17 protein-coding genes and 4 pseudogenes are annotated in these 20196 nt (G+C 51.7%); 10 read left to right on the top strand and 11 right to left on the bottom strand.

Annotation, left to right across the window (positions count from 1 at the left end):
* The first annotated feature begins 58 nt into the window (after nucleotides 1–58).
* The 6 genes from V3W40_RS03445 (at nucleotide 59) to V3W40_RS03470 (ending at nucleotide 8373) form a co-directional block, all read left to right on the top strand.
* A complete protein-coding gene (locus V3W40_RS03445) occupies nucleotides 59–1315 on the top strand; it encodes an efflux RND transporter periplasmic adaptor subunit (protein ID WP_017736202.1) in 1257 nt (418 codons plus the stop codon).
* Nucleotides 1316–1339: 24 nt separating this feature from the next.
* Nucleotides 1340–4495, top strand: a complete 3156-nt coding sequence (locus tag V3W40_RS03450) for a CusA/CzcA family heavy metal efflux RND transporter (protein WP_017736203.1) — start codon at nucleotides 1340–1342, stop codon at nucleotides 4493–4495.
* 156 nt (nucleotides 4496–4651) lie between these two features.
* Nucleotides 4652–4978 carry a DUF2790 domain-containing protein gene (locus tag V3W40_RS03455; RefSeq protein ID WP_017736204.1) on the top strand — a complete coding sequence of 109 codons (327 nt, stop codon included), beginning with the start codon at nucleotides 4652–4654 and terminating at the stop codon, nucleotides 4976–4978.
* 632 nt (nucleotides 4979–5610) lie between these two features.
* Nucleotides 5611–6030: a GtrA family protein gene (locus V3W40_RS03460; protein WP_081609224.1), complete on the top strand. Its 420-nt coding sequence runs from the start codon at nucleotides 5611–5613 to the stop codon at nucleotides 6028–6030.
* A complete protein-coding gene (locus V3W40_RS03465) occupies nucleotides 5996–6979 on the top strand; it encodes a glycosyltransferase (RefSeq protein ID WP_330214442.1) in 984 nt (327 codons plus the stop codon). The genes V3W40_RS03460 and V3W40_RS03465 overlap by 35 nt, the downstream gene beginning before the upstream one ends.
* Nucleotides 6973–8373 carry an ArnT family glycosyltransferase gene (locus V3W40_RS03470; RefSeq protein ID WP_017736207.1) on the top strand — a complete coding sequence of 467 codons (1401 nt, stop codon included), beginning with the start codon at nucleotides 6973–6975 and terminating at the stop codon, nucleotides 8371–8373. Before V3W40_RS03465 ends, V3W40_RS03470 begins: the two co-directional genes overlap by 7 nt.
* A gap of 240 nt (nucleotides 8374–8613) precedes the next feature.
* Here the strand turns inward: V3W40_RS03470 and V3W40_RS03475 are convergent, their stop codons facing one another.
* The 6 genes and pseudogenes from V3W40_RS03475 to V3W40_RS03500 form a co-directional block, all read right to left on the bottom strand.
* Nucleotides 8614–8835 (bottom strand): hypothetical protein, encoded by a 222-nt coding sequence (locus V3W40_RS03475; RefSeq protein WP_026136731.1) that lies wholly within the window; start codon nucleotides 8833–8835, stop codon nucleotides 8614–8616.
* 735 nt (nucleotides 8836–9570) lie between these two features.
* A complete protein-coding gene (locus V3W40_RS03480; protein WP_330214443.1) occupies nucleotides 9571–10989 on the bottom strand; it encodes a heavy metal sensor histidine kinase in 1419 nt (472 codons plus the stop codon).
* Entirely contained in the window at nucleotides 10986–11660 is a 675-nt protein-coding gene (locus V3W40_RS03485; RefSeq protein ID WP_017736210.1) for a heavy metal response regulator transcription factor, read from the bottom strand. The genes V3W40_RS03480 and V3W40_RS03485 overlap by 4 nt, the downstream gene beginning before the upstream one ends.
* Before the next feature lie 567 nt (nucleotides 11661–12227).
* Nucleotides 12228–13133 carry a cation diffusion facilitator family transporter gene (locus V3W40_RS03490; protein WP_330214444.1) on the bottom strand — a complete coding sequence of 302 codons (906 nt, stop codon included), beginning with the start codon at nucleotides 13131–13133 and terminating at the stop codon, nucleotides 12228–12230.
* 641 nt (nucleotides 13134–13774) lie between these two features.
* Nucleotides 13775–13999: an IS66 family transposase gene (locus tag V3W40_RS03495; protein WP_153326449.1), complete on the bottom strand. Its 225-nt coding sequence runs from the start codon at nucleotides 13997–13999 to the stop codon at nucleotides 13775–13777.
* A 419-nt stretch (nucleotides 14000–14418) separates the two neighbouring features.
* Nucleotides 14419–14728 (bottom strand): annotated as a pseudogene (locus V3W40_RS03500) (IS66 family transposase); the annotation flags it as partial.
* Between the two features lie 182 nt (nucleotides 14729–14910).
* Here V3W40_RS03500 and V3W40_RS03505 point away from each other — a divergent pair.
* Nucleotides 14911–15186, top strand: coding sequence for a hypothetical protein (locus tag V3W40_RS03505; protein WP_017736212.1), 276 nt, complete (start codon nucleotides 14911–14913; stop codon nucleotides 15184–15186).
* A 456-nt stretch (nucleotides 15187–15642) separates the two neighbouring features.
* Here the strand turns inward: V3W40_RS03505 and V3W40_RS03510 are convergent.
* The 5 genes and pseudogenes from V3W40_RS03510 to V3W40_RS03530 form a co-directional block, all read right to left on the bottom strand.
* Nucleotides 15643–16183 (bottom strand): annotated as a pseudogene (locus V3W40_RS03510) (IS66 family transposase); the annotation flags it as partial.
* On the bottom strand, nucleotides 16129–16374 hold the full coding sequence (tnpA, locus tag V3W40_RS03515; protein ID WP_081609225.1) for an IS66-like element accessory protein TnpA: 246 nt from the start codon (nucleotides 16372–16374) through the stop codon (nucleotides 16129–16131). The pseudogene V3W40_RS03510 and the gene tnpA (V3W40_RS03515), both read right to left, overlap by 55 nt.
* A gap of 246 nt (nucleotides 16375–16620) precedes the next feature.
* Nucleotides 16621–16836 (bottom strand): hypothetical protein, encoded by a 216-nt coding sequence (locus tag V3W40_RS03520; RefSeq protein WP_017736215.1) that lies wholly within the window; start codon nucleotides 16834–16836, stop codon nucleotides 16621–16623.
* Nucleotides 16826–17296 (bottom strand): class I tRNA ligase family protein, encoded by a 471-nt coding sequence (locus tag V3W40_RS03525; RefSeq protein WP_442962812.1) that lies wholly within the window; start codon nucleotides 17294–17296, stop codon nucleotides 16826–16828. The genes V3W40_RS03520 and V3W40_RS03525 overlap by 11 nt, the downstream gene beginning before the upstream one ends.
* A 123-nt stretch (nucleotides 17297–17419) precedes the next feature.
* Nucleotides 17420–17830 (bottom strand): annotated as a pseudogene (locus V3W40_RS03530) (IS66 family transposase); the annotation flags it as partial.
* Nucleotides 17831–17922: 92 nt separating this feature from the next.
* On the opposite strand from V3W40_RS03530, the gene tnpA (V3W40_RS03535) reads away from it, so the two are divergent.
* From tnpA (V3W40_RS03535) to tnpC, 3 genes and pseudogenes are all read left to right on the top strand, one after another.
* The gene (gene tnpA / locus V3W40_RS03535; protein ID WP_003444070.1) at nucleotides 17923–18255 is read left to right on the top strand and encodes an IS66-like element accessory protein TnpA; all 333 of its coding nucleotides are present in this window, start codon (nucleotides 17923–17925) and stop codon (nucleotides 18253–18255) included.
* Nucleotides 18252–18587, top strand: a complete 336-nt coding sequence (tnpB, locus tag V3W40_RS03540) for an IS66 family insertion sequence element accessory protein TnpB (RefSeq protein WP_017736217.1) — start codon at nucleotides 18252–18254, stop codon at nucleotides 18585–18587. Before tnpA (V3W40_RS03535) ends, tnpB begins: the two co-directional genes overlap by 4 nt.
* 61 nt (nucleotides 18588–18648) lie before the next feature.
* Nucleotides 18649–20175 (top strand): annotated as a pseudogene (gene tnpC, locus V3W40_RS03545) (IS66 family transposase).
* Nucleotides 20176–20196: the final 21 nt, after the last annotated feature.

The raw sequence follows: 20196 nt of genomic DNA on the forward strand, positions 1-20196 counted from the left end.
CATTTTCCTCGGTACGCGTCTTTGAATAAGCCGCTACCTACGATCAGCAGGAGTAACAATGGACAACAAACGTAAGATCGCACTGGCGGTAGTCGCTGTGGCAGCCCTTGGATTTGGCAGCTTCGCCTGGAACTCTAGTTCTGAGCAGCCGCCAGCCAGTAATGCCGAACACGGCGCTGAGGACGGCCATGAGCATAAGAAGATTGCCGCAGCACCCGCTGAAGAGGGGGGGGATGATGGCCACGGTGAGGAGGGCCACAGCGACAGCGAAAAGGGAGAGGAGGAAGAAGGCAAGATGACGCTTAGCGCTGAGCAGATCAAGGCTGCCGGTGTCGTCCTCGAAGCTGCGGCTCCCCGCGAACTTAGCACCGTCGTGACTTTTCCTGGCGAGATACGGTTTGACGAGGACCATACAGCGCATGTCGTGCCTCGCGTACCTGGCGTTGTAGAAAGCGTTCAGGCCAACCTCGGAGAGTCGGTTAAGAAGGGGCAAGTCCTTGCGGTGATTGCGAGTCAACAGATCTCCGATCTACGCAGTGAGCAACAAGCCGCTCAACGACGTGTAGAACTGGCACGTTTGACCTTCGACCGCGAGAAACAGTTGTGGCAGGACAAAATCTCCGCCGAACAGGATTACCTCCAGGCTCGTCAAGGGTTGCAAGAGGCAGATATATCCTTGGCCAATGCTAAGCAAAAGGTCGGAGCTATCGGGGCATCGGTCAATTCTGCCGGCGGTAACCGCTACGAGCTTCGCGCGCCCTTCGACGCAGTTGTCGTGGAGAAGCACCTGACCGTCGGTGAGGTTGTCAGCGAGGCAACCAACGCTTTCATTCTTTCAGACCTCAATCAGGTGTGGGCAACCTTCGCAGTTCCTCCGAGCGATTTGGGGAAGGTTGTGACAGGCCGTGCGGTAAAGGTTTCTTCGCCTGACATGAAGGCTGAGGTGGACGGCAAGGTTGGTTATGTAGGCAGCCTCCTGGGTGAGCAGAACCGTGCAGCGACCGTTCGCGTCACGCTGACCAATCCTAATGGAGCCTGGCGACCAGGCCTTTTCGTAAGCATCGCGGTCACTTCACAGACTGATCGGGTGGCCGTAGCCGTTCCAGAATCCGCAGTGCAGACCGTTGAGGAAAAGCCTGCGGTATTCGTCAGGACCACTGAGGGATTTGACACTCGCACGGTAACGCTTGGTCGCCGTGCAGGTGGCTATGTGGAAATAACCGAAGGCCTCCAATCCGGCGCCCAAGTGGCAGCCAGTGGCAGCTTCACGCTCAAGTCCGAGCTCGGCAAGGCTAGTGCCGAGCACAGTCACTGATGCGAACTGACAGGATCATTCCACATGTTTGAACGTCTCATAAGATTCGCCATTGAGCAGCGCATCGTTGTAATGATAGCCGTGCTGATCATGGCCGGTATCGGTGTCTACAGCTATCAAAAGCTGCCTATTGATGCAGTACCAGATATTACCAACGTACAGGTTCAGGTCAACACTGCTGCTCCTGGTTACTCTCCGTTGGAAACCGAACAGCGAATTACCTTTCCAGTTGAAACGGCAATGGCTGGCTTGCCGGGCCTTCAGCAGACTCGTTCCCTTTCTCGCTCTGGACTATCTCAGGTCACCGTCATTTTTGAAGACGGCACCGACATCTTCTTCGCTAGGCAACAGGTCAACGAGCGACTGCAGGTAGCGAAGGAGCAGTTGCCGGATGGCGTAGACGCAGTGATGGGGCCTGTATCAACGGGTCTCGGCGAGATCTTCCTGTGGACTGTCGAGACTGAGAAAGGCGCTGTCAAAGAGGATGGTACGGCCTATACACCAACTGATTTGCGCGTGATCCAGGATTGGATAATCAAGCCACAATTGCGCAACGTCCGGGGTGTGGCCGAGATCAACACCATTGGTGGCTATGCCAAGCAGTACCTGATTGCTCCGGATCCGAAACGTCTGGCCACTTACAAGCTGACTCTTAATGATCTGGTCGCTGCCTTGGAAAGCAACAACGCCAACGTTGGCGCCGGTTACGTCGAGCGCAGCGGTGAGCAGTTGCTCATCCGCGCACCCGGCCAGGTAGGCAGTATCGAAGATATCGCCAATATTGTGATTACCAGTGTCGATGGCGTGCCGATTCGAGTCAGCAATGTCGCTGAAGTCAGCATCGGGAAAGAGCTCCGCTCTGGAGCTGCTACTGAGAACGGTCGAGAGGTTGTATTGGGTACGGTGTTCATGCTGATCGGCGAAAACAGCCGGACAGTATCTCAAGCTGTTGCAGCCAAACTGGCTGACATTAACCGTACCCTACCCAAGGGCGTTGTTGCCGTTACCGTCTACGACCGTACCAATTTGGTTGAAAAAGCCATATCGACAGTGAAGAAGAACCTGATTGAAGGGGCGATTCTTGTAATCGTTATCTTGTTCCTGTTCCTCGGTAACATCCGTGCGGCACTGATCACTGCCATGGTGATCCCGTTGTCCATGTTGTTCACGTTTACAGGCATGTTCAACAACAAGGTCAGTGCCAACTTGATGAGCCTTGGCGCACTCGACTTTGGCATCATTGTTGATGGGGCGGTAGTGATTGTCGAGAACGCAATCAGGCGCCTGGCTCATGCACAAAACAAGCATGGGCGGATGCTCACCAAAGCCGAGCGCTTTCACGAGGTTTTTGCAGCTGCACGGGAAGCTCGCCGCCCCTTGATCTTCGGTCAGCTGATTATCATGGTTGTGTATTTGCCGATCTTTGCACTCACCGGTGTCGAAGGAAAAATGTTCCACCCCATGGCATTTACCGTTGTGATGGCACTTGTCGGCGCGATGATTCTCTCCGTAACCTTTGTTCCTGCGGCAATTGCCATGTTCGTCACAGGCAAGGTCAAGGAAGAAGAGGGGATGGTGATGCGTATTGCACGGCAGCGTTACGCTCCCGTTCTGCAGTGGGTGCTTAAGCATAGAAGCATCGCATTTTCCGCCGCCATAGCCTTGGTCGTTCTAAGTGGTGTGCTCGCGAGCCGAATGGGCAGTGAGTTCATTCCGAGTCTGAGTGAAGGGGATTTTGCGCTGCAGGCTTTACGAGTACCGGGGACTAGCTTGACTCAGTCCGTAGACATGCAGCAGCGCTTGGAAAAAGCCGTCATTGAGCAGGTGCCTGAGGTCGAGCGAATGTTTGCCCGTACCGGCACAGCGGAAATTGCTTCCGATCCAATGCCGCCGAATATCTCAGACGCTTACGTGATGCTGAAGCCGAAAGACCAGTGGCCAGATCCCAATCGATCGCGTGAAGAGCTAATTGCTGAAGTTCAGAAAGCTGCAGCAAGTGTGCCTGGCAGCAACTATGAGTTGTCCCAACCTATTCAACTGCGCTTCAACGAACTCATTTCGGGTGTCCGCAGTGACGTGGCCGTCAAGGTGTTCGGCGATGACATGGACGTTCTAAATCGAACAGCAGCGAAGATAGCCACTGCATTAAAGGGTGTCCAGGGGTCTTCGGAGGTGAAGGTAGAGCAGACTACAGGCCTGCCTGTACTTACCATCAATATTGATCGGGAGAAGGCAGCACGTTACAGCCTGAACATCGGCGCAGTGCAAGATGCGATTGCAATCGCAGTAGGTGGTCGTCAGGCCGGCACGCTTTATGAGGGCGATCGCCGCTTCGATATGGTGGTACGTCTATCTGAAACACTGCGTACAGATGTAGCGGGGTTGTCCGGCTTGCTGATTCCCGTGCCGCCGAATGCGGCACAAGGGGCGAATCAAATCGGCTTCATTCCGCTGTCCCAAGTGGCTAGCCTGGATCTGCAGCTAGGTCCGAACCAGATAAGCCGAGAGAACGGTAAGCGTGTTGTTGTGGTCAGCGCAAACGTTCGGGGGCGTGACCTTGGTTCGTTTGTTGAAGAAGCGAGCAGTGCTCTGGCAACCGGCGTGGAGATTCCCGCTGGCTACTGGACCACGTGGGGTGGTCAGTTCGAGCAACTGCAGTCAGCAGCCAAACGTCTGCAGGTAGTTGTTCCGGTAGCTTTGCTGTTGGTCATGACGTTGTTGTTCTTGATGTTCAACAACCTCAAGGATGGCATGCTGGTCTTCACCGGGATCCCATTCGCACTCACGGGTGGCGTAGTCGCGCTTTGGCTGCGGGATATCCCGCTGTCGATCTCGGCAGGGGTCGGATTCATTGCGCTTTCCGGTGTAGCTGTGTTGAACGGTTTGGTAATGATTTCCTTTATCCGCGGACTACGTGAGGAAGGGCGTACCCTACGTCACGCAGTTGATGAAGGCGCATTGACTCGATTACGGCCAGTGCTGATGACTGCCCTTGTTGCATCCCTGGGATTCATACCTATGGCACTGGCAACCGGTACCGGTGCAGAGGTTCAGCGGCCGCTGGCTACAGTCGTGATCGGCGGTATCTTGTCCTCCACCGCACTTACCTTGCTGGTGTTGCCTGCTCTGTATCAATGGGCACATCGCAAGGATGATGACGGCGATGAAGCAGAAAGCTGATAGCCGATAAACAAAAGCCCACAACAACAGTTGTGGGCTTTTTCGTTTTTATAGGGTCGATATTTCACCTTTCAAAATTGTAAGTTTTCCGTCATGCCGGTGATGCCTATGAATTGATAAGGTTGCATCCAGTGACATTGATATCGAGAGAAACTTATGAAAAAGCTTATTGTTGCAGCTGCACTTGTTTTTTGCTCTATGACTTCGCAAGCCACTACTTTTTCGGAGAAGAAGCAGATGGAATACATCCAGGAGCACCAAAGTGCCGTGGCTGCCTACGCGAAAAAAAATAACAAGCCTATGCCAGAGATTGTCGACTATAAATACGGTATGAAGATTGATGTAGAGAAATTCGTACGTCAATCCCAGGACCCTCGTACTTGCCAGATTTATTCACGATTGATGAGCTACGAAGACCCCCAGGGTGAACTCAAGACGATTCGCTATTCTGTATTCTCGCAATGCCCGAATAACAAAAGCTGAATTTTTTGAATGGCTAGGCATTTAATAAGCGCCAGGCAATGCCTGGCGTTTTTTAAGGCGCCTGGAGTGGTACTAGGCAAAAATTGTTGCACCGACGGTGCTACTCGCCCTCAACCCTTAATACGTTATAGCTAATATACTTGGTTGGAACACCTGCATTCAGAACGATCGAGTTCATAACATCTGGTTGACCCTCCTGATGGCTAAGCAATAGTAACTTTCCCTAGATTAACCTGATCGCAGCTTGCTCAGAGTGAGCTTTTGGTACTTAACCTTTTGAATATTTTGATATTAAGACGGCTAAAATTGGCGAGGCCGAATGATTGGGGCAGTGTATTTCTAAGACTTCGACCTGTGGAGTAAATTGGAAGCTTGTGGTATGTGGGAAATCCTAGAAGCGTACAATTGTGATTCCAGTCTCTCTGCACTAACTAATCTCTGCGACAGACAAACTTACTATGTGGTCACCCATTCAACTCGCAGCAGGGTAATGTGGGGTATCTATACTTGTGATATGGATTGTCTGTTTTTTTTCAAAATTGTAATTTTTCGAGTCATGTTGAAGTTATTCAGCTCTGAAATCACATGTAATTTTCACTTTTTTTTCACTTTGAACTCCTTAAGCTTCGCAGATGGAAAATAAAAACTTGCCTATTGTAGCGTTATTTATTCGTTATCTAGGGGTCGGATCTATTGCAACGGGAATGCATTACTCTGTTTTCCTTGCACTGGTCGCGAGCGGGTTTGCTGATCCAGTGTTGGCCAGCGTTAGCGGAGGCGTCTTAGGCGCGTTTGTTAGCTATGTTGGTAATAAAAGGCTCTGCTTTATAGCGAAGGGAGATTGTAAGCTTCAACCCATTAGGTTTTTGCTGATTTCGTTGGCGACAAACCTCGGTAATGGAATGGGCATGTGGGTCTTAATTAAAATTGACCTGTCACCGTTTATATCCCAGATATTGGTGACGTTAATCCTAACTGCGCTCGGATTCATCGCACACCGTTTCTGGACATTCAATCATGCAGACATTACATCGGCTTTCCGAACGCCCTGATCCTTTGTTAACCATTGTGGTGCCCTGCTTTCAAGAAGAGCAAACCATTCCCGAATTTCACAAGCGCATCACCCGCGTCGTAAGGTGTTTGCCTGTCTCGTGCGAGATTCTTTATATCGACGACGGAAGCAATGACCGTACTGCAGACTTACTTCGCCACTATCAGGATGGATCTGATGTACGCTGCCTATTCCTGAGCCGAAACTTCGGCAAAGAGGCTGCGTTAAGTGCAGGCATCGACCACGCGCGCGGTAGCGCATTGATCTTTATTGACGTGGACCTGCAGGACCCGCCTGAACTCATTACGAGCATGGTGCACCACTGGCAGATGGGTTACGACGTTGTGAACATGCAACGCGACTTGCGAACCGGCGATTCCTTGCTAAAGCGCATGAGTGCGCGCAGTTACTACTGGATCATGCAGCGACTGGTGGAGAAAGTTGATCTCCCGGCGGATGTCAGTGACTTCCGTCTGATTGGCCCTGCGCCATTGGCTGCATTGAGAGCGCTAGACGAACGCTCCAGAATTCTTAAGAGCCTGATCGGCTGGGTGGGTTTTCGTACCATAGAGCTACCCTACAATCGCACTTTTCGTCATGCGGGTAATACCAAATGGAACGCCGCTGGGCTGTTCAATCTAGCCATTGAAAGTGTTCTCAGTTTCTCTCGAAAGCCGCTGCGTATATTCAGCCTCATTAGCTTCGGCTTCTTCGTCTCCAGTATCTGTTTCCTGCTCGCAGCGCTCGTGACAGGCTCCTTCGACATCCATCACTTGCTGCTCGGAATGGCTTCATTTATGTGCTTGGGGGTTGCCATGGTGGGCGAGTACTTGGGTGTGACGCTCGCGGAAGTCAAACGCCGACCGCTTTATTTTTTGAAGAGCAATAACAAAGCAACCCCCGTGACTATTCACCCTCCGGTTTCCTCGATCGAGAGTAAGAAATGCTGAACTTGAAAAACGAGCGGACACTGCTGTGGATCCTAATCTCGATTCTGCTTTTACGTCTTCTGGGGCTGGGAGCATATCCCCTGATGGATACGTCCGAAGCACGCTATGCCGAAATGGCACGCAAGATGGTCGAACTGAATGACTGGATTACCCCAATGTTCGATTATGGAGTACCGTTTTGGGGTAAGCCGCCACTGTCTTTCTGGACTCAGGCAGCGAGCATGAAGTTATTCGGTATCAACGAATTCGCTGCCCGATTTCCAGCTTGGCTACTTCACCTAGCAAGCTGCTTTATCATCATTAAGCTCGCGACCCAGGAGATGTCGCGCAGGGCTGGCATCTGGGGAGCCATCATCTTCTCAAGCACGACACTGGGCCTGGTATCCAGTGGTGTTGTACTGACTGACCCTGTTCTGTCGTTCTCGATACTGCTTGCTAGCTATGGTTTTTGGCGTTGGATGAAGTGTGCAGGCAAAGCGGATGCCTATCTGATGTTCTTAGGTCTTGGCTTGGGCTTACTCGCTAAGGGACCACTGACACTGGTGTTGATGGGCATGCCGGCGTTCGCCTGGATCGTCATCCACAAAGAATGGAATCGGATGATGATGCTTCCGTGGGTAACCGGGATTATTCTCATGCTCGGTATTTCTGTGCCTTGGTATGTCGCGGCCGAAATAAAGACGCCTGGGTTCATGGAATATTTTTTTGTTGGTGAACACTGGAGCCGATATGTAATTAGTGATTGGGCTGGGGACCTATATGGCAGTGCACATGCCAAGCCATATGGCACCATCTGGATCCAGCTCGGTCTGTCGCTGTTGCCTTGGGCATTTTTCCTGCCTCTAATGATTCGCAGAAGAGCATCGATGCGGCGTTTCGAGGCTTATATGTGGCTCTGGGCATTGGCCACGCCTCTCTTCTTCACGTTCTCTGGCAACATTCTCTGGACCTATCTGCTCCCGGCTCTACCCGCCTGGGCGCTGCTTCTTGCAGGGCGAATCAGTGAAGTCGGCCTTTATACCAGCCGGGCTGCTGCAGCGAGCGCTTTCCTGCTGCCAATTGTGGGCGCAGGTATCATTTACGCTGGAGTACTAGACGAACGCCCTCAAAACCAGCGAGATGTGGTTGACGCCTGGTTCAAAGCACAGTCGGCTCAATCGGGTGCCCTGATCTATCCTGGCCGTCGTTCGTATTCTTCTGAGTTTTATAGTAGGGGAATGTCCGAAAACATCAAAGATCCTGATGAGTGGCCTCGCAACAGCTTTTTCTATCTTTCCAGGCGTTTGCGCGACAGCAATGCTGATCTGCCTACAGGCCTAGGTTGCGTAAGAGTTACCGAAACGAACGCAAGCCTACTGCTTCTTTGTCGTTGGGAGAATACTGGGCCAAGATAGTGAAGATTTTGCAGCAGATGGCGTAGCGGGCTCTAATCGAAAATGATCATCCGATGAAGGACATACTCAAAGCGTGACGTTATTTCAGATTTAAAAGAACAATAAGTCTTAGAGATAATCTCTGTATCTGAGTAGTTCCGTCTATCACCGCTGGAATAGCTAACACTAAATGTAAGAAAAAGCCAGATATTAATCTGGCTTTTCGTCGATACGAATCGTCATTTTACATCTAACCGCCTATTAGTTGTCGGCTTGCTCCTGACGATCCTGACGCTCTTCCTGCTTTTCTTGAGCAACTTTCTGTTTACCTTGCTCCGAGGAGTCAGGGCCCCACAAGCGAGCCTGTTCGGCTCGGAAGTTTTCCTTGAACTGCTTAGTTCGCTCGAAACCATCTTCAGCAAACGCGAAACCTGTAAGCCCAATTAGCAGGCTGCCAATAGAGAAGTATTTTACGAATTTCATTGAAGCCTCGATATTCACTAGGTCTGCCTTGATAGCATCCTTTGTTGGTTACTAGTCTAGGATTACGAAGCTAACGGCAAGGTGAGTTAATAATTACAATTTCGTAATTTTACGCTTGGCGAGAAGGTTTAAGTCTTCCAGGCGATAACAAAAGACGATGAAGAGCTGGGGCTTTTATTAATTTTCAATTTTGATATCCGGTGCATTAACACTGTAGGCTTTTCTTGCTTGCCAAGGAGCTAATCATGTTCGTTTTAGAGCCCTGAGTGGCAGAAGTCTTTGATTTTCGCCCATGCATCAAGACTCAATTTACAGCTAAGTGAGCTTTCATTTCACATTAGGGCGCGCGACGCGGTCGGGGGGAGATCAATTGATTTTTTTCCATGAGTTTACGATCTCCGCCGCATATTCCGGGGGAAGGTGCAAGAGAGAAGGTGCGGCCTCATGCCGTCGAGATCGACTTACAGTTCGAAGCATTTCAAATTCTGCAGAGTGTAGCGGGGTCTCTGATCGTTGAGCGCTAGGCAAAAGCAACGGTTGCGAATTATTCGGTCTGAAGTTCAGAGACCGTCGGTTTTCTACGCGCCATGTGAGGATTCTGGCGATAGAGTTTTTTTCTCGCATAACGTCAGTGAGTCCTTGAGCACCCACGCGTCGGCTACGTCTCAGGCATTCGCGCCTGCACCTAGAGCGAAGGGGGCCCATCTATAACCGGGCCTTCTTCGTTACACGGAGCTAAGCTGGCTTCATTTCTTGTTGTTTCATTTGAACTTCGGGGAAGTTAAGGTGAAACCAAGTGAAATTCTGATCCGTAACTTCCACGCTTGCCGAACCCTGATGCAAAATCATGATTGACTGAACGATAGCTAAGCCAAGACCGGTGCCACCCTCGCTTCGTGCTCGACTTTTGTCCACCCGGTAAAATCGCTCGAACAAATGCGCGTGGTGTTCCTTGGCGATCCCACGTCCCGGATTGCCAACACTCAATGTGGCGCCGTCAGCACCACGTTGAACCTTCACGTAAACCGTCCGACCACGAGGGCAGTAGCGGATCGCGTTCGAGACCAGGTTCGAGACGGCTCGCTGAATCATTATCTGATTACCATGCACCACGTCTCCACTTCCTGCGATCTGGAGCTGTATCTCACCTTCTTCGGCCGAAATGCTGAACAGATCGCAGACCCGCTGAGTTTCGTCGATTAGAGATACGCTTTCGAACTCTACCATTGACGCTGGGTGGCTGACTTGGGCTAGGAATAGCATGTCGGAAACCATCCGGCTCATGCGATGTAGCTCTTCTGTGCACGACTCTAGGACCTCTCTATACTCAGGGAGGGATCGTTCCCGGGTTAACGCGACCTGAGCTTTACCCATCAGGTTAGACAGTGGTGCCCGCAGTTCGTGAGCAAGGTCGTCAGAGAACTGCGAAAGCTGCTGAACTCCGTCGTCTAAACGCATCAGCATGATGTTAATTCCATCGGCGAGATTCTTAAGTTCTGCCGGCATCCCCTTTGTTGGAAGGCGATGCTCAAGGCTCTCGGTGGAAATCCTTGAGGCGACCTTCAGGAACTTGGTGAGGGGGAGCAGTCCTCTGCGTACAGTCCACCACCCAATTGCCAAGATCAGCATGAGAATAAGAGGCGACACCATTAATGCCCAGGTGAGCAACGCATCAAGAAGGGCATGGTTAGATGACTGGTCCATGGTCATGAATACACTAACTTCGGTTCCATCGCCTAAGCGCATGACTCGTGAGGCGCTCATTAGCGGGCGGCCCGTCGAGTCGCGCCACTCTCGCTGCTCCGCCTGTTCGGTAGGCTGGAATTTGTGCACTTCCATGTTGACTTGCTTCGAGCCTATCGAGAGCAATGGAGTTAGAGTTTGTGTCGATTCGAAGATGCTGACGTAAAGATTGTTATGCCCCATGACCAAGTCAACAAGCTGGTGGGCGTCTGCATTTACACCAGAAATAGCAGTGATTGCGGAAAGGTTGTGAGCCATGCCTGCCATTTTCACTTCGAGGTCGGTTCGGGCGTTTCTCTCAAGAGCTTGGCTCACCATCAGATAACCGAAGGTGGCGAAAAGAAGCAGCAACGCCGCACTCATCATTCCAACTTTGAATCCCACCTTCACAGCGAGGCTGAAAGGCCTCATGTACGCTCCTCCAACACGTATCCGACGCCTCGAAGTGTGTGTATGAGCTTGGTCTCAAATGGATCATCAATTTTTGAGCGCAATCTCCGGATGGCGACATCAATGACGTTAGTATCGCAGTCAAAATTTACGTCCCAGACCAACGAGATTATTTGCGAACGGGCAAGCGCTTCGCCTGTTCTGCTCATTAGTAGGTGCAGGAGAGCAAATTCCTTTGTGGTGAGATCAATGCGTGTCGCTCCTCGGCATACTCTGTGGCGCAAGGAATCCAATTCCAAATCCGCAACTATAAGTGTGCTCTTCTCGACAAGCTCATCGCCACGCCTTTGCAGTGACCGGATGCGAGCAAGCAATTCGGGGAACTCAAAGGGCTTGACGAGATAATCATCTGCACCACCATCCAAGCCCCTAAGCTTGTCATTAATGCGTCCGCGGGCAGTCAGCATGATGATGCGAACCCGGCTAGTTTTTCTGATAGTTTCCAAGAGGTCCCAACCATCGATGCCAGGGAGGTTCACATCTAGGAGTACGAGCGAATAAACAATCGTATTGAACAAGTGAAGAGCATCAACACCATTGTGTACAATGTCTACGACGTACCCGCTTTCGGATAGACCCTGCTGAATATATTCCGCGGTTTTAATCTCGTCTTCCACAACTAGTACGCGCATAACTTATCTCAAGGTGTGAGTAAGGAGGGGGCCGAGCTCTCCCTGATCGTGATTTAAGGCCAGTTTAAAGTTTCTCTGCGTGCTTGGCATGTGGTGATTTCTACCTATATCAATACGCCGTGATCAACTCAGGATGCTCGAATATTAACGCGAAATAGTGGGTTTTGGCGAAAAATTACAAATTTTTAATTTGATCGCAAGGCCACTGAAAGTTGTGGCGATTTAAATTATTGGTGCAGCATAGCTTTGATGAATCAGGTAGTTGAGCACTGCCACGACTGGCGGATGCACCAGACTATTCTGCTCGAGAGCCGCTGGATATTTTTTTGGTCAGTTCCATTGTGATTTGGCATCAATCGATCCGAGTAAAAATTATATTCCTGGTTAACGTGCCAATATTTTAGTTTTGTAACCTTCAGCTGGTGGCATTGTTGCTAACGCAACGTGACAATAAAATAATTTTTAATTGACCTGTCTCTCGACGCTAAGTAATGAGCCAAAATTAATCTAAATTTTTGGTGCTGACGCCTTCAATATTAATCCTACGATTTAATTTTTCTAGGTTGACTAGTGTGGAGGAATTGGAGTGTCCTTATGGAAGTCCGTATTCTCCATTTGAATTGTGCAATGGTGAATGTCGAACGCATGACTTACCGCATTGATTACATCTGCTAGCGCAGCATCTCGATCTACTGAGTCGCGAACTACAACGTGCGACGTCAGTACGTTGCGACCGCTACTTACAGCCCAAACATGTAGATCATGAACGTCTGTGACACCATCGACACGTAGAATCGTCGACTCGATCTCCTTAATGTTGAGGCCGCCAGGAACCCCTTCCATAAGGATTCCCAAACTCTCGCGCATTAGCTGCCAAGTGCGCGGCAGCACCCATACTCCGATCGCTACGGCGACGACCGTATCGATCCAACTCCAACCCGTAAACCGGATTATAAGTGCGGCAATTATCACGCCCAATGACCCAAGCATGTCGCTCCAAACTTCGAGATAGGCTCCCTTGACATTCAGACTTTCATTACTCGCTGAGGAGAGCAAGCGCATCGATATCAGATTTACAACAAGGCCCCCAATAGCGATCCACATCATCGCGCCGGTTGCGATCTCAGAAGGTATTAGGAAGCGTTGATAAGCTTCGTACAAAATGTAAATAGCCACCATGAAGAGCAATAGGGCGTTGAATGTAGATGCTAAAATTTCCAGGCGAGCATAGCCAAAAGTTCGTTTCTGATCTGCTGGCCGCTTGGCTATTTGAAGCGCAATCAACGAAATCATCAGGGCGGCAGTATCTGTAAGCATATGCGACGCGTCGGACAGCAATGCTAAGCTGCCAGTAATCCATGCTCCGATCACTTCAGCAATCATGAAGCTGCCTGTCAAGGCCAGTGCCATGACTAGCTTTTTCTGGTGACCTTCACTTAGCGCTGCACCGCCATGAGAGTGATTAGATGCCACATACTTCTCCTTCCGTAACGTAGAGGACGCACACTTGCCCTGCTATGGAGCTACGTGTTTCCTAAATATAGCTTAATTAAGTATTCTGTTCGCCGACTTTTAGAAAAAATCATATTTTGGTCAGGTATAGGATAAAATAACGACTTTACGAATGCTGAGTTTTAAGCGCCATGCTAAACGGTGGCTACGTTTCAAGTGGTAGATTGCTACTGATTTTGATCATAAGGCGACTCAGGCGAAATCAAAAGGTCTAGGCGGGATTCTGTCGGGATTGTAATTACGCGGTCATCGTGTCGTTATGAGTGAGTGGCTACACTAAAATTGTCGGAAAACTTTAGGCTCTCACAGAATATTCCTGACTCCCATACGCTACCAGCCAGGATTAGGTATAAATCGCTACGTGCTTTAAATAAAGACTGGGCGTTACGCTGCTATTAAATTCTCAGAGTAAGCGATGGGCACAGTACCGCCCGCGCTATCTAGTTTTTGAAACTGTAATCCAGGGCCTTGGCGATGGCCGAACCCTCAGGCACAAGCTATCTTTGGGAGGTCATCCAGGTATGAAGTGCGTCGGTGATTGGCGTTGCTTTTCCTGCCGTATTCGCTGTCGATCACCCGGTTTCAGCTCACAGACTTCTCGTTCAACTTCGTATAAGGCCGCGATGTAGGGCAGTGCTTTTTCGGCGATCTAGCTCTTGTTGGTCGCATGCAAGTCGAAGAACTTTGCGGGCATAGGCCATGCAGCCGATCTGCGTAACGCCCAGCTCAAAGCCTGCCTTGTAGCCGGCAAAGTCATCGCAGACCAGCTTGCCGTTCCATCCGCCCAAGCAGGCTCGTGCGTGGTAAGCGGTTGGTAACCCACCCAAAGCGAAAACTCTGACGGCAACAATCTAGGCAGGCAGGAGTTCTGACTACTGAGATGCCTGACGGAATGGTAACCGTCCGGCCAAGTCACCTACCGAACTCCAGCATTAAGGGCGATGGTGCCCGCGTATTTTTAAGCGAACGCGATCACCCTTATAGCTAGGATGTCCATGTGCCAACGTAGCTCTTATGCCAACCGTTCAAAGTCCAGGTCGTCCAGAAAGCACAGTGCGGCAAGGTGTGATTGCGGGACGCTTACCGCCGATAAGCGGAAAACCCGAAAATAGTGGTTACGCGGCCATTTTCGGTTAATATTTTCTGAGTGTTTGGCGCACATTTTAAGAAATTCTTGGCGCGGTTAAGAAAATCTAGCCAACGACAGGGAAAAAAATGGGAAATCCAGTGGGTGACACCCATTAGATCAATCCGATGGAGCTACCCACTGGTGCGCCAACAACTGTCCAATTTCACTGGCCCTCTGCGTCGACAACCGCGATAGCCATACGGGTCATGTGCCGTTCATGCGCGCAGACTGAATCAGGCTCATGATTGCCGCAGCCCTTTTTCCGCTACGCAACGACCCTGCGAAGAGCCAGTTTTGCGTCCAAGCGCCATGGCCTAATTTGGTTTTCCGCCCAATTGTTATCTATGGGAACGCTCCCGTCATTGAGTTAGTGCGATAGCGCTGCCCAGCGTTTCAGGCTGTAATCGAGTGCTCTGCTGATGGCCGTAAGCGTTCGGCCAAGTCATCTTCCGAACCTCCACGGCGCTCTCGCATTCAAGCTAATCAAGTGATAAACACCATAAATATCCAATGCCACGGCAAGCAATAGGCGATCAGATGGCGCGATTTTCGATTTATAGCGGATTGATTTTGGTTGGCAACTCGTCGCTGGAGAGTGGAGATCCTCCCATGGGCGTTGCTTTCGGCCAATTCGAGCCAACCACTGGGTATCCTGCTATTCAAAACGAGTGCCGCACAAATCACTTCAACCAGTCCGGTTTGGCCCTTTCAGTAAAAACCGAAGCAGGCTTGGTTATTCCATCTATGGGAGTCGCCATTCTGGATTACGCTGAAGAGCTTCTGCCCGATTGCATCGAGATAAGTATCCTCGGCATTCCCACTGCTTTTTATGAAGAATTTTTTCCTGCCCATGTGATCAAGTACGCGCACCAATTGGCTAGGTGAGCCGCTCCATGGCGAGCAAGATGCGCCGTCTTTAGCAGGAAGGTGTGATCCTTGAGTTATCGGAGACCGCAAAAGCTACTGACTGGAGCAATTGGCAGAGCCTCAAGAGCAGGGTCAGGAACTCAGCATCGGTTGCCTCAGACTAGTCTCGCCCGTATCTGAGAGTAAGGTGTATGGTGGTCACTGGGTCTCCATTTTGAGCATACTCGAGCGAGTAGCGTTCACCATCCGAAAATGCACCTTGGGCACATCCAGGGAACACCAACTCCAGAAATGTGATTACGGCCTCATGGCATCCAATATCTAGCACGTCCTCGACGTTGGACAGATCGTTTTCACTGAGGTTAGTAGGCTTCAAAATAATAATGTCAAAGCTCATTGCTGCTGGCTCCCATCTTGTAATCCATTTGGCATTGGCATTCCCTTTTATATGTCCGGCTATCACGCCTCGCGTAATTAAACCGGCGACCATTTATGCGGCAGCAATTGATCGATTTCACTCGCCCGCTGCATCGGCAGTCGCGTGAGAACGTCTTTCAGATATGCATACGGATCATGACCATTGACCCGCGCAGACTGGATCTAGCTCATGATCGCCGGCGCCCGTTTGCCGCTGCGCAGCGACCCAGCAAACAACCAGTTCGACCGCCCAAGCGCACACGGTCGGATCAAGTTCTCGATTTGGTTGTTGTGATGGGCACAGCGCCATCTTCCAGGTAGCGCGTCAGTGCTACCCAGTGTTTAAGGCTGTAATCCAGGGCCTTGGCCGTAGCTGAGCCCTCGGGCACAAGTTCGCGTTGGTGGCCAGCATCCACTCATGCAGTTTTTCAGCGATGGGCACCGCCGTTTCCTGGCGTAATCGCCAATAGTCTTCGTAGCTCATTTCCTTGGCGTGTCGCTCAACTTCGTACAGCCCGCCAATCGAGTGAAGCGCCTGCTCCGTCAACTGGCTTTTATTCGCGACGTGCAGATCGAAGAACTTGCGCCGCGCGTGGGTACAGCTTGTACGGGGATGAAGGCCGGCAGAGTTGCGGGTGATTGATCCCGGTAAATCGGTAGCCACTTGCGGATCACGTTGGCGTTGATGCCGTGATGGATGGCTACGCTGGAAATCGTCGCTCCGGGTTGCAGGCATTCCTGGACGACTTGGGCTTTAAATAGTTTGGGGTAAGAGCTGCGTTGGCGCATGGAAATCCTGGCGATAAGGGTGATCGCGTCCGCTTAAAAATACGCGAATACCATCGCCCTAAATACTGGAGTTCGGTAGGTGTGTTCGCCATCCGCTTACACGGAATGTGATCTGGTTGCAGGTCAAACCACTACGTCATATTTTCTATCAGGCATATGAACCAAGTGTTTGATGGACGACTACAGACTTGCTCGCGAAGAGATCACCTTGATCGCCCCGCGAATTGAATTGCCCTTAAGTCTACGTCACTTCAGCCATACACCAACCTGCTGCTCAGTTCCCTCTATAAACACCAAAGCCTCAACCTGACCTGCTTCGATCAAGTCTTGGCGAACGCCTTTTATCATTTCAAGCTGCGCAGCCCTGTCAACCAGTTCAACACGTGCTACCGAAGCCTTCATGGATTGGCGGGCGTCAGATTTTGCTTTGCGAATCGCAGATAGCACGGCACTAACACTCATCAATAAGCCTACTGATGACGGCAAAGTCACCTCGCTTTAATGGAGTGGGCTCAGGTGGCCTGAAATCAGGCTGATAAGCTGCCAACGAGTCGCAACGTACGCCATAGAAATTCTCGACCCCGCGTTCGGTAGGCAAGCCGTTATCGTCCCAACCCATGGGGTAGAACACAGCCTTACCTCGCATGCGCTGGAATCGAGCGATGATATCTGTGTGGGTATAGCTGAAGACATGACCGACATGCAACGAGCCTGAGGCCGTCGGCGGGGGCGGGGGCGTATCGATGGAGAACACAGCGTCGCGTTGGGCTGTGTGGTCAAAGGCGTACGTGCCTTTGAGCTGCCAACGTTGAGACCAGCGTGTTTCAAGGTTTTCGAGCGAGGGGGTGACAGTTTGATCCTTTAGAACTTCATCACGTTTAACGGTGACATAGCATCCTCCTGTTAATATCAAAGGGCACAACAGTGAGTGCGCACCCAGGTTAAATTTATATTGAATCGCCTTTGGAAAGTAACCCCCCTAATCAACATTTACCCATCGTAGCTCAATGCAACTGACGGCTCGCCCAAGAGGATGCATTCAGATTTACATCACCTGCGTAGCCCATTTATGGGGCAGCAGCTCGGCGATGTCACTTGCACGCTGTGTTGGCAGTCCAGCCAGAACGTCTTTCAAGTAAGCATATGGGTCATGCCCGTTGAGCTTCGCCGACTGGATCAGATTCATCAGCACCGACGCGCGCTTGCCGCTACGCAACGATCCGGCGAAGAGCCAACTCTTGCGTCCAAGAGCCCATGGCCGGATCTGTTGCTCGATGTGGTTGTTATCAATAGGAACCGCGCCGTCATCCAGATGACGTGACAATGCTGGCCAGCGCTTCAGGCCGTAATCCAGAGCCCTGGCAATGGCCATGCCATCATGCACAAGCTCGCGCTAGGCGATCATCCGGGCGTGCAGCCTGTCCATCACGGGGACGGCTTTTTCTGTATGCGTCCGGCCAAGTCATCTACCCAGCCCCGCAAAGCTAAGACATGGTGTGCACTTAAATTTAAGTGGGCACCAGTTCTAGCCTTTTAAGCGGGTATTTCATGCAGCCAACACGCCGTTCCTATTCCAAGTCCTTCAAGGCCCAAGTCATTCAAGAGTGTGCACAGCCCGGCGCTTCGATTGCCAGCGTCGCGCTTGGCCATAGCCTCAACGCAAACCTCGTCCACAAATGGATTCGGCTGCAAGCGCAGAAAAGCCCTGCGCTCCCACCTGCATTTATTCCGTTACCCATGCCGCTGGCCGGGGCAAACTCCCATCCAGCATCATCGAATATCTGCGTTGAAATACAGCACCCGCGCGGCACCATCAAAGTGAACTGGCCGACTGAAAGTGCTGCCGCCTGTGCGACTTTTCTTCGAGACCTTTTGCGATGATCCGCATTGACTCCATCTGGCTCGCCACCGAACCGATGGACATGCGCGCAGGCACCGAAACGACGTTAGCCAAGGTGATCGCCGTGTTCGGTGCGGCGCAGCCGCACTGTGCTTATCTGTTCGCCAACCGCAGCGCCAATCGCATGAAAGTGCTGGTGCATGACGGCTTTGGAATATGGCTGGCGGCGCGCCGGTTGAACCAAGGCAAGTTCCATTGGCCTGGCATTCGCCATGGTTCTGAGATGGAACTGGATACCGAGCAACTTCAGGCATTGGTGCTGGGTCTGCCATGGCAACGCGCAGGTTCTGGAGGCTCGATCACACTGCTTTAACGGCTGCCATTAGTCTATCGGTCTATCGCCGCGAAGCGCCTGCTCTGGCAAAATCCGGCGCATGACTTCTTCTCCCAATCTCGACCAAATGTCCCCCGACCAACTGCGTGCTTTGGCAGCGCAGTTGCTGTCGCAAGTCGACACGATGGGCAAGAAAATCAACCGCGACCAAACGCTGATCGAGAAACTGACCCACGAGATCGCCCAGCTCAAGCGTTTGAAGTTTGCCAAGCGCAGCGAGCAGATGAATCCTGAGCAGGCCAGTTTGCTCGATGACCTGATCGATACCGATATCGCAGCGATTGAAGCAGAGCTTCAGGCCTTGCATACAGTGCCAGCTGCGACCGAGAAAAAGCAGAAACCCAAGCGCACTGCATTACCGGCTGAGTTTCCACGCACACTGATGCATCACGAACCGGACAACACTCACTGCCCATGCGGCTGCGCACTCAAGCGCATCGGTGAGGACGTTAGTGAGAAGCTGGACTACACGCCCGGCGTGTTCACCGTCGAACGCCATGTCCGTGGCAAGTGGGTCTGCGATGACTGCGAAACGCTGATCCAGGCACCGGTTCCGGCGCAGGTTATTGATAAGGGCATCCCGACTGCGGGCCTACTTGCACACGTCATGATTGCCAAGTTTGCTGACCATCTGCCGCTTTACCGTCAGGAATCGATCTTCGGTCGAGCAGGCTTGGAGATTCCACGTTCAACATTGGCTCAATGGGTTGGCGTGACGGGCGTGCAGTTGCAGCCTCTGGTCGACGCGCTGCGCGAAGTAGTGCTTGGGCAACAAGTCATCCACGCAGATGAAACACCGGTGCAGATGCTCATGCCGGGAACAAAGAAAACTCACCGTTCCTATGTGTGGGCCTAAGCCACCAGCCAGTTCTCGGACTTGGCAGCGGTGGTTTATGACTTCAGTCCCAGCCGTGCCGGTGAGCATGCTCGCAACTTCCTGCAAGACTGGAGGGGCAAGCTGGTCTGCGACGATTTTGGCGGCTACAAGGCCAGCTTTGAACTCGGTGTGACCGAGATTGGGTGCATGGCCCATGCACGGCGCAAGTTCTTCGAACTGCACGCCACGAATAAAAGCACGCTCGCCGAGCAAGCCTTGCGCTATATCCAGTTGTTGTACGAAATCGAGAGCGAAGTCCGCGATCTGGGGCCGGATTTACGGCGCCGAATACGGCAAGAAAAAGCCGTCCCAGTGATGAATATGTTGCATGCCTGGATGATCGCTCAGCGTGACCTCGTGCCCGAAGGCTCAGCCATCAGCAGAGCACTCGATTACAGCCTGAAACGCTGGGCAGCGCTGTCGCGCTACCTTGATGACGGGGCCGTACCCATAGATAACAACTGGTGTGAGAACCAGATCCGCCCTTGGGCTCTTGGACGTAAAAACTGGCTCTTCGCAGGGTCGCTACGCAGCGGAAAACGGGCAGCGGCGATCATGAGTCTGATCCAGTCAGCGAGACTGAATGGTCATGATCCGTATGCCTATCTGAAAGATGTACTCACGCGCCTGCCGACGCAGCGCGCAAGTGAGATTAGCGAGCTGCTGCCTCACAGGTGGGCCCCCGTTTAATCGCGCAAGGTGTTTTGGGCT

Origin of the sequence: Pseudomonas sp. AM8, assembly GCF_036346475.1 — a bacterium.
Classification (GTDB): Bacteria; Pseudomonadota; Gammaproteobacteria; order Pseudomonadales; family Pseudomonadaceae; genus Aquipseudomonas; species Aquipseudomonas marginalis.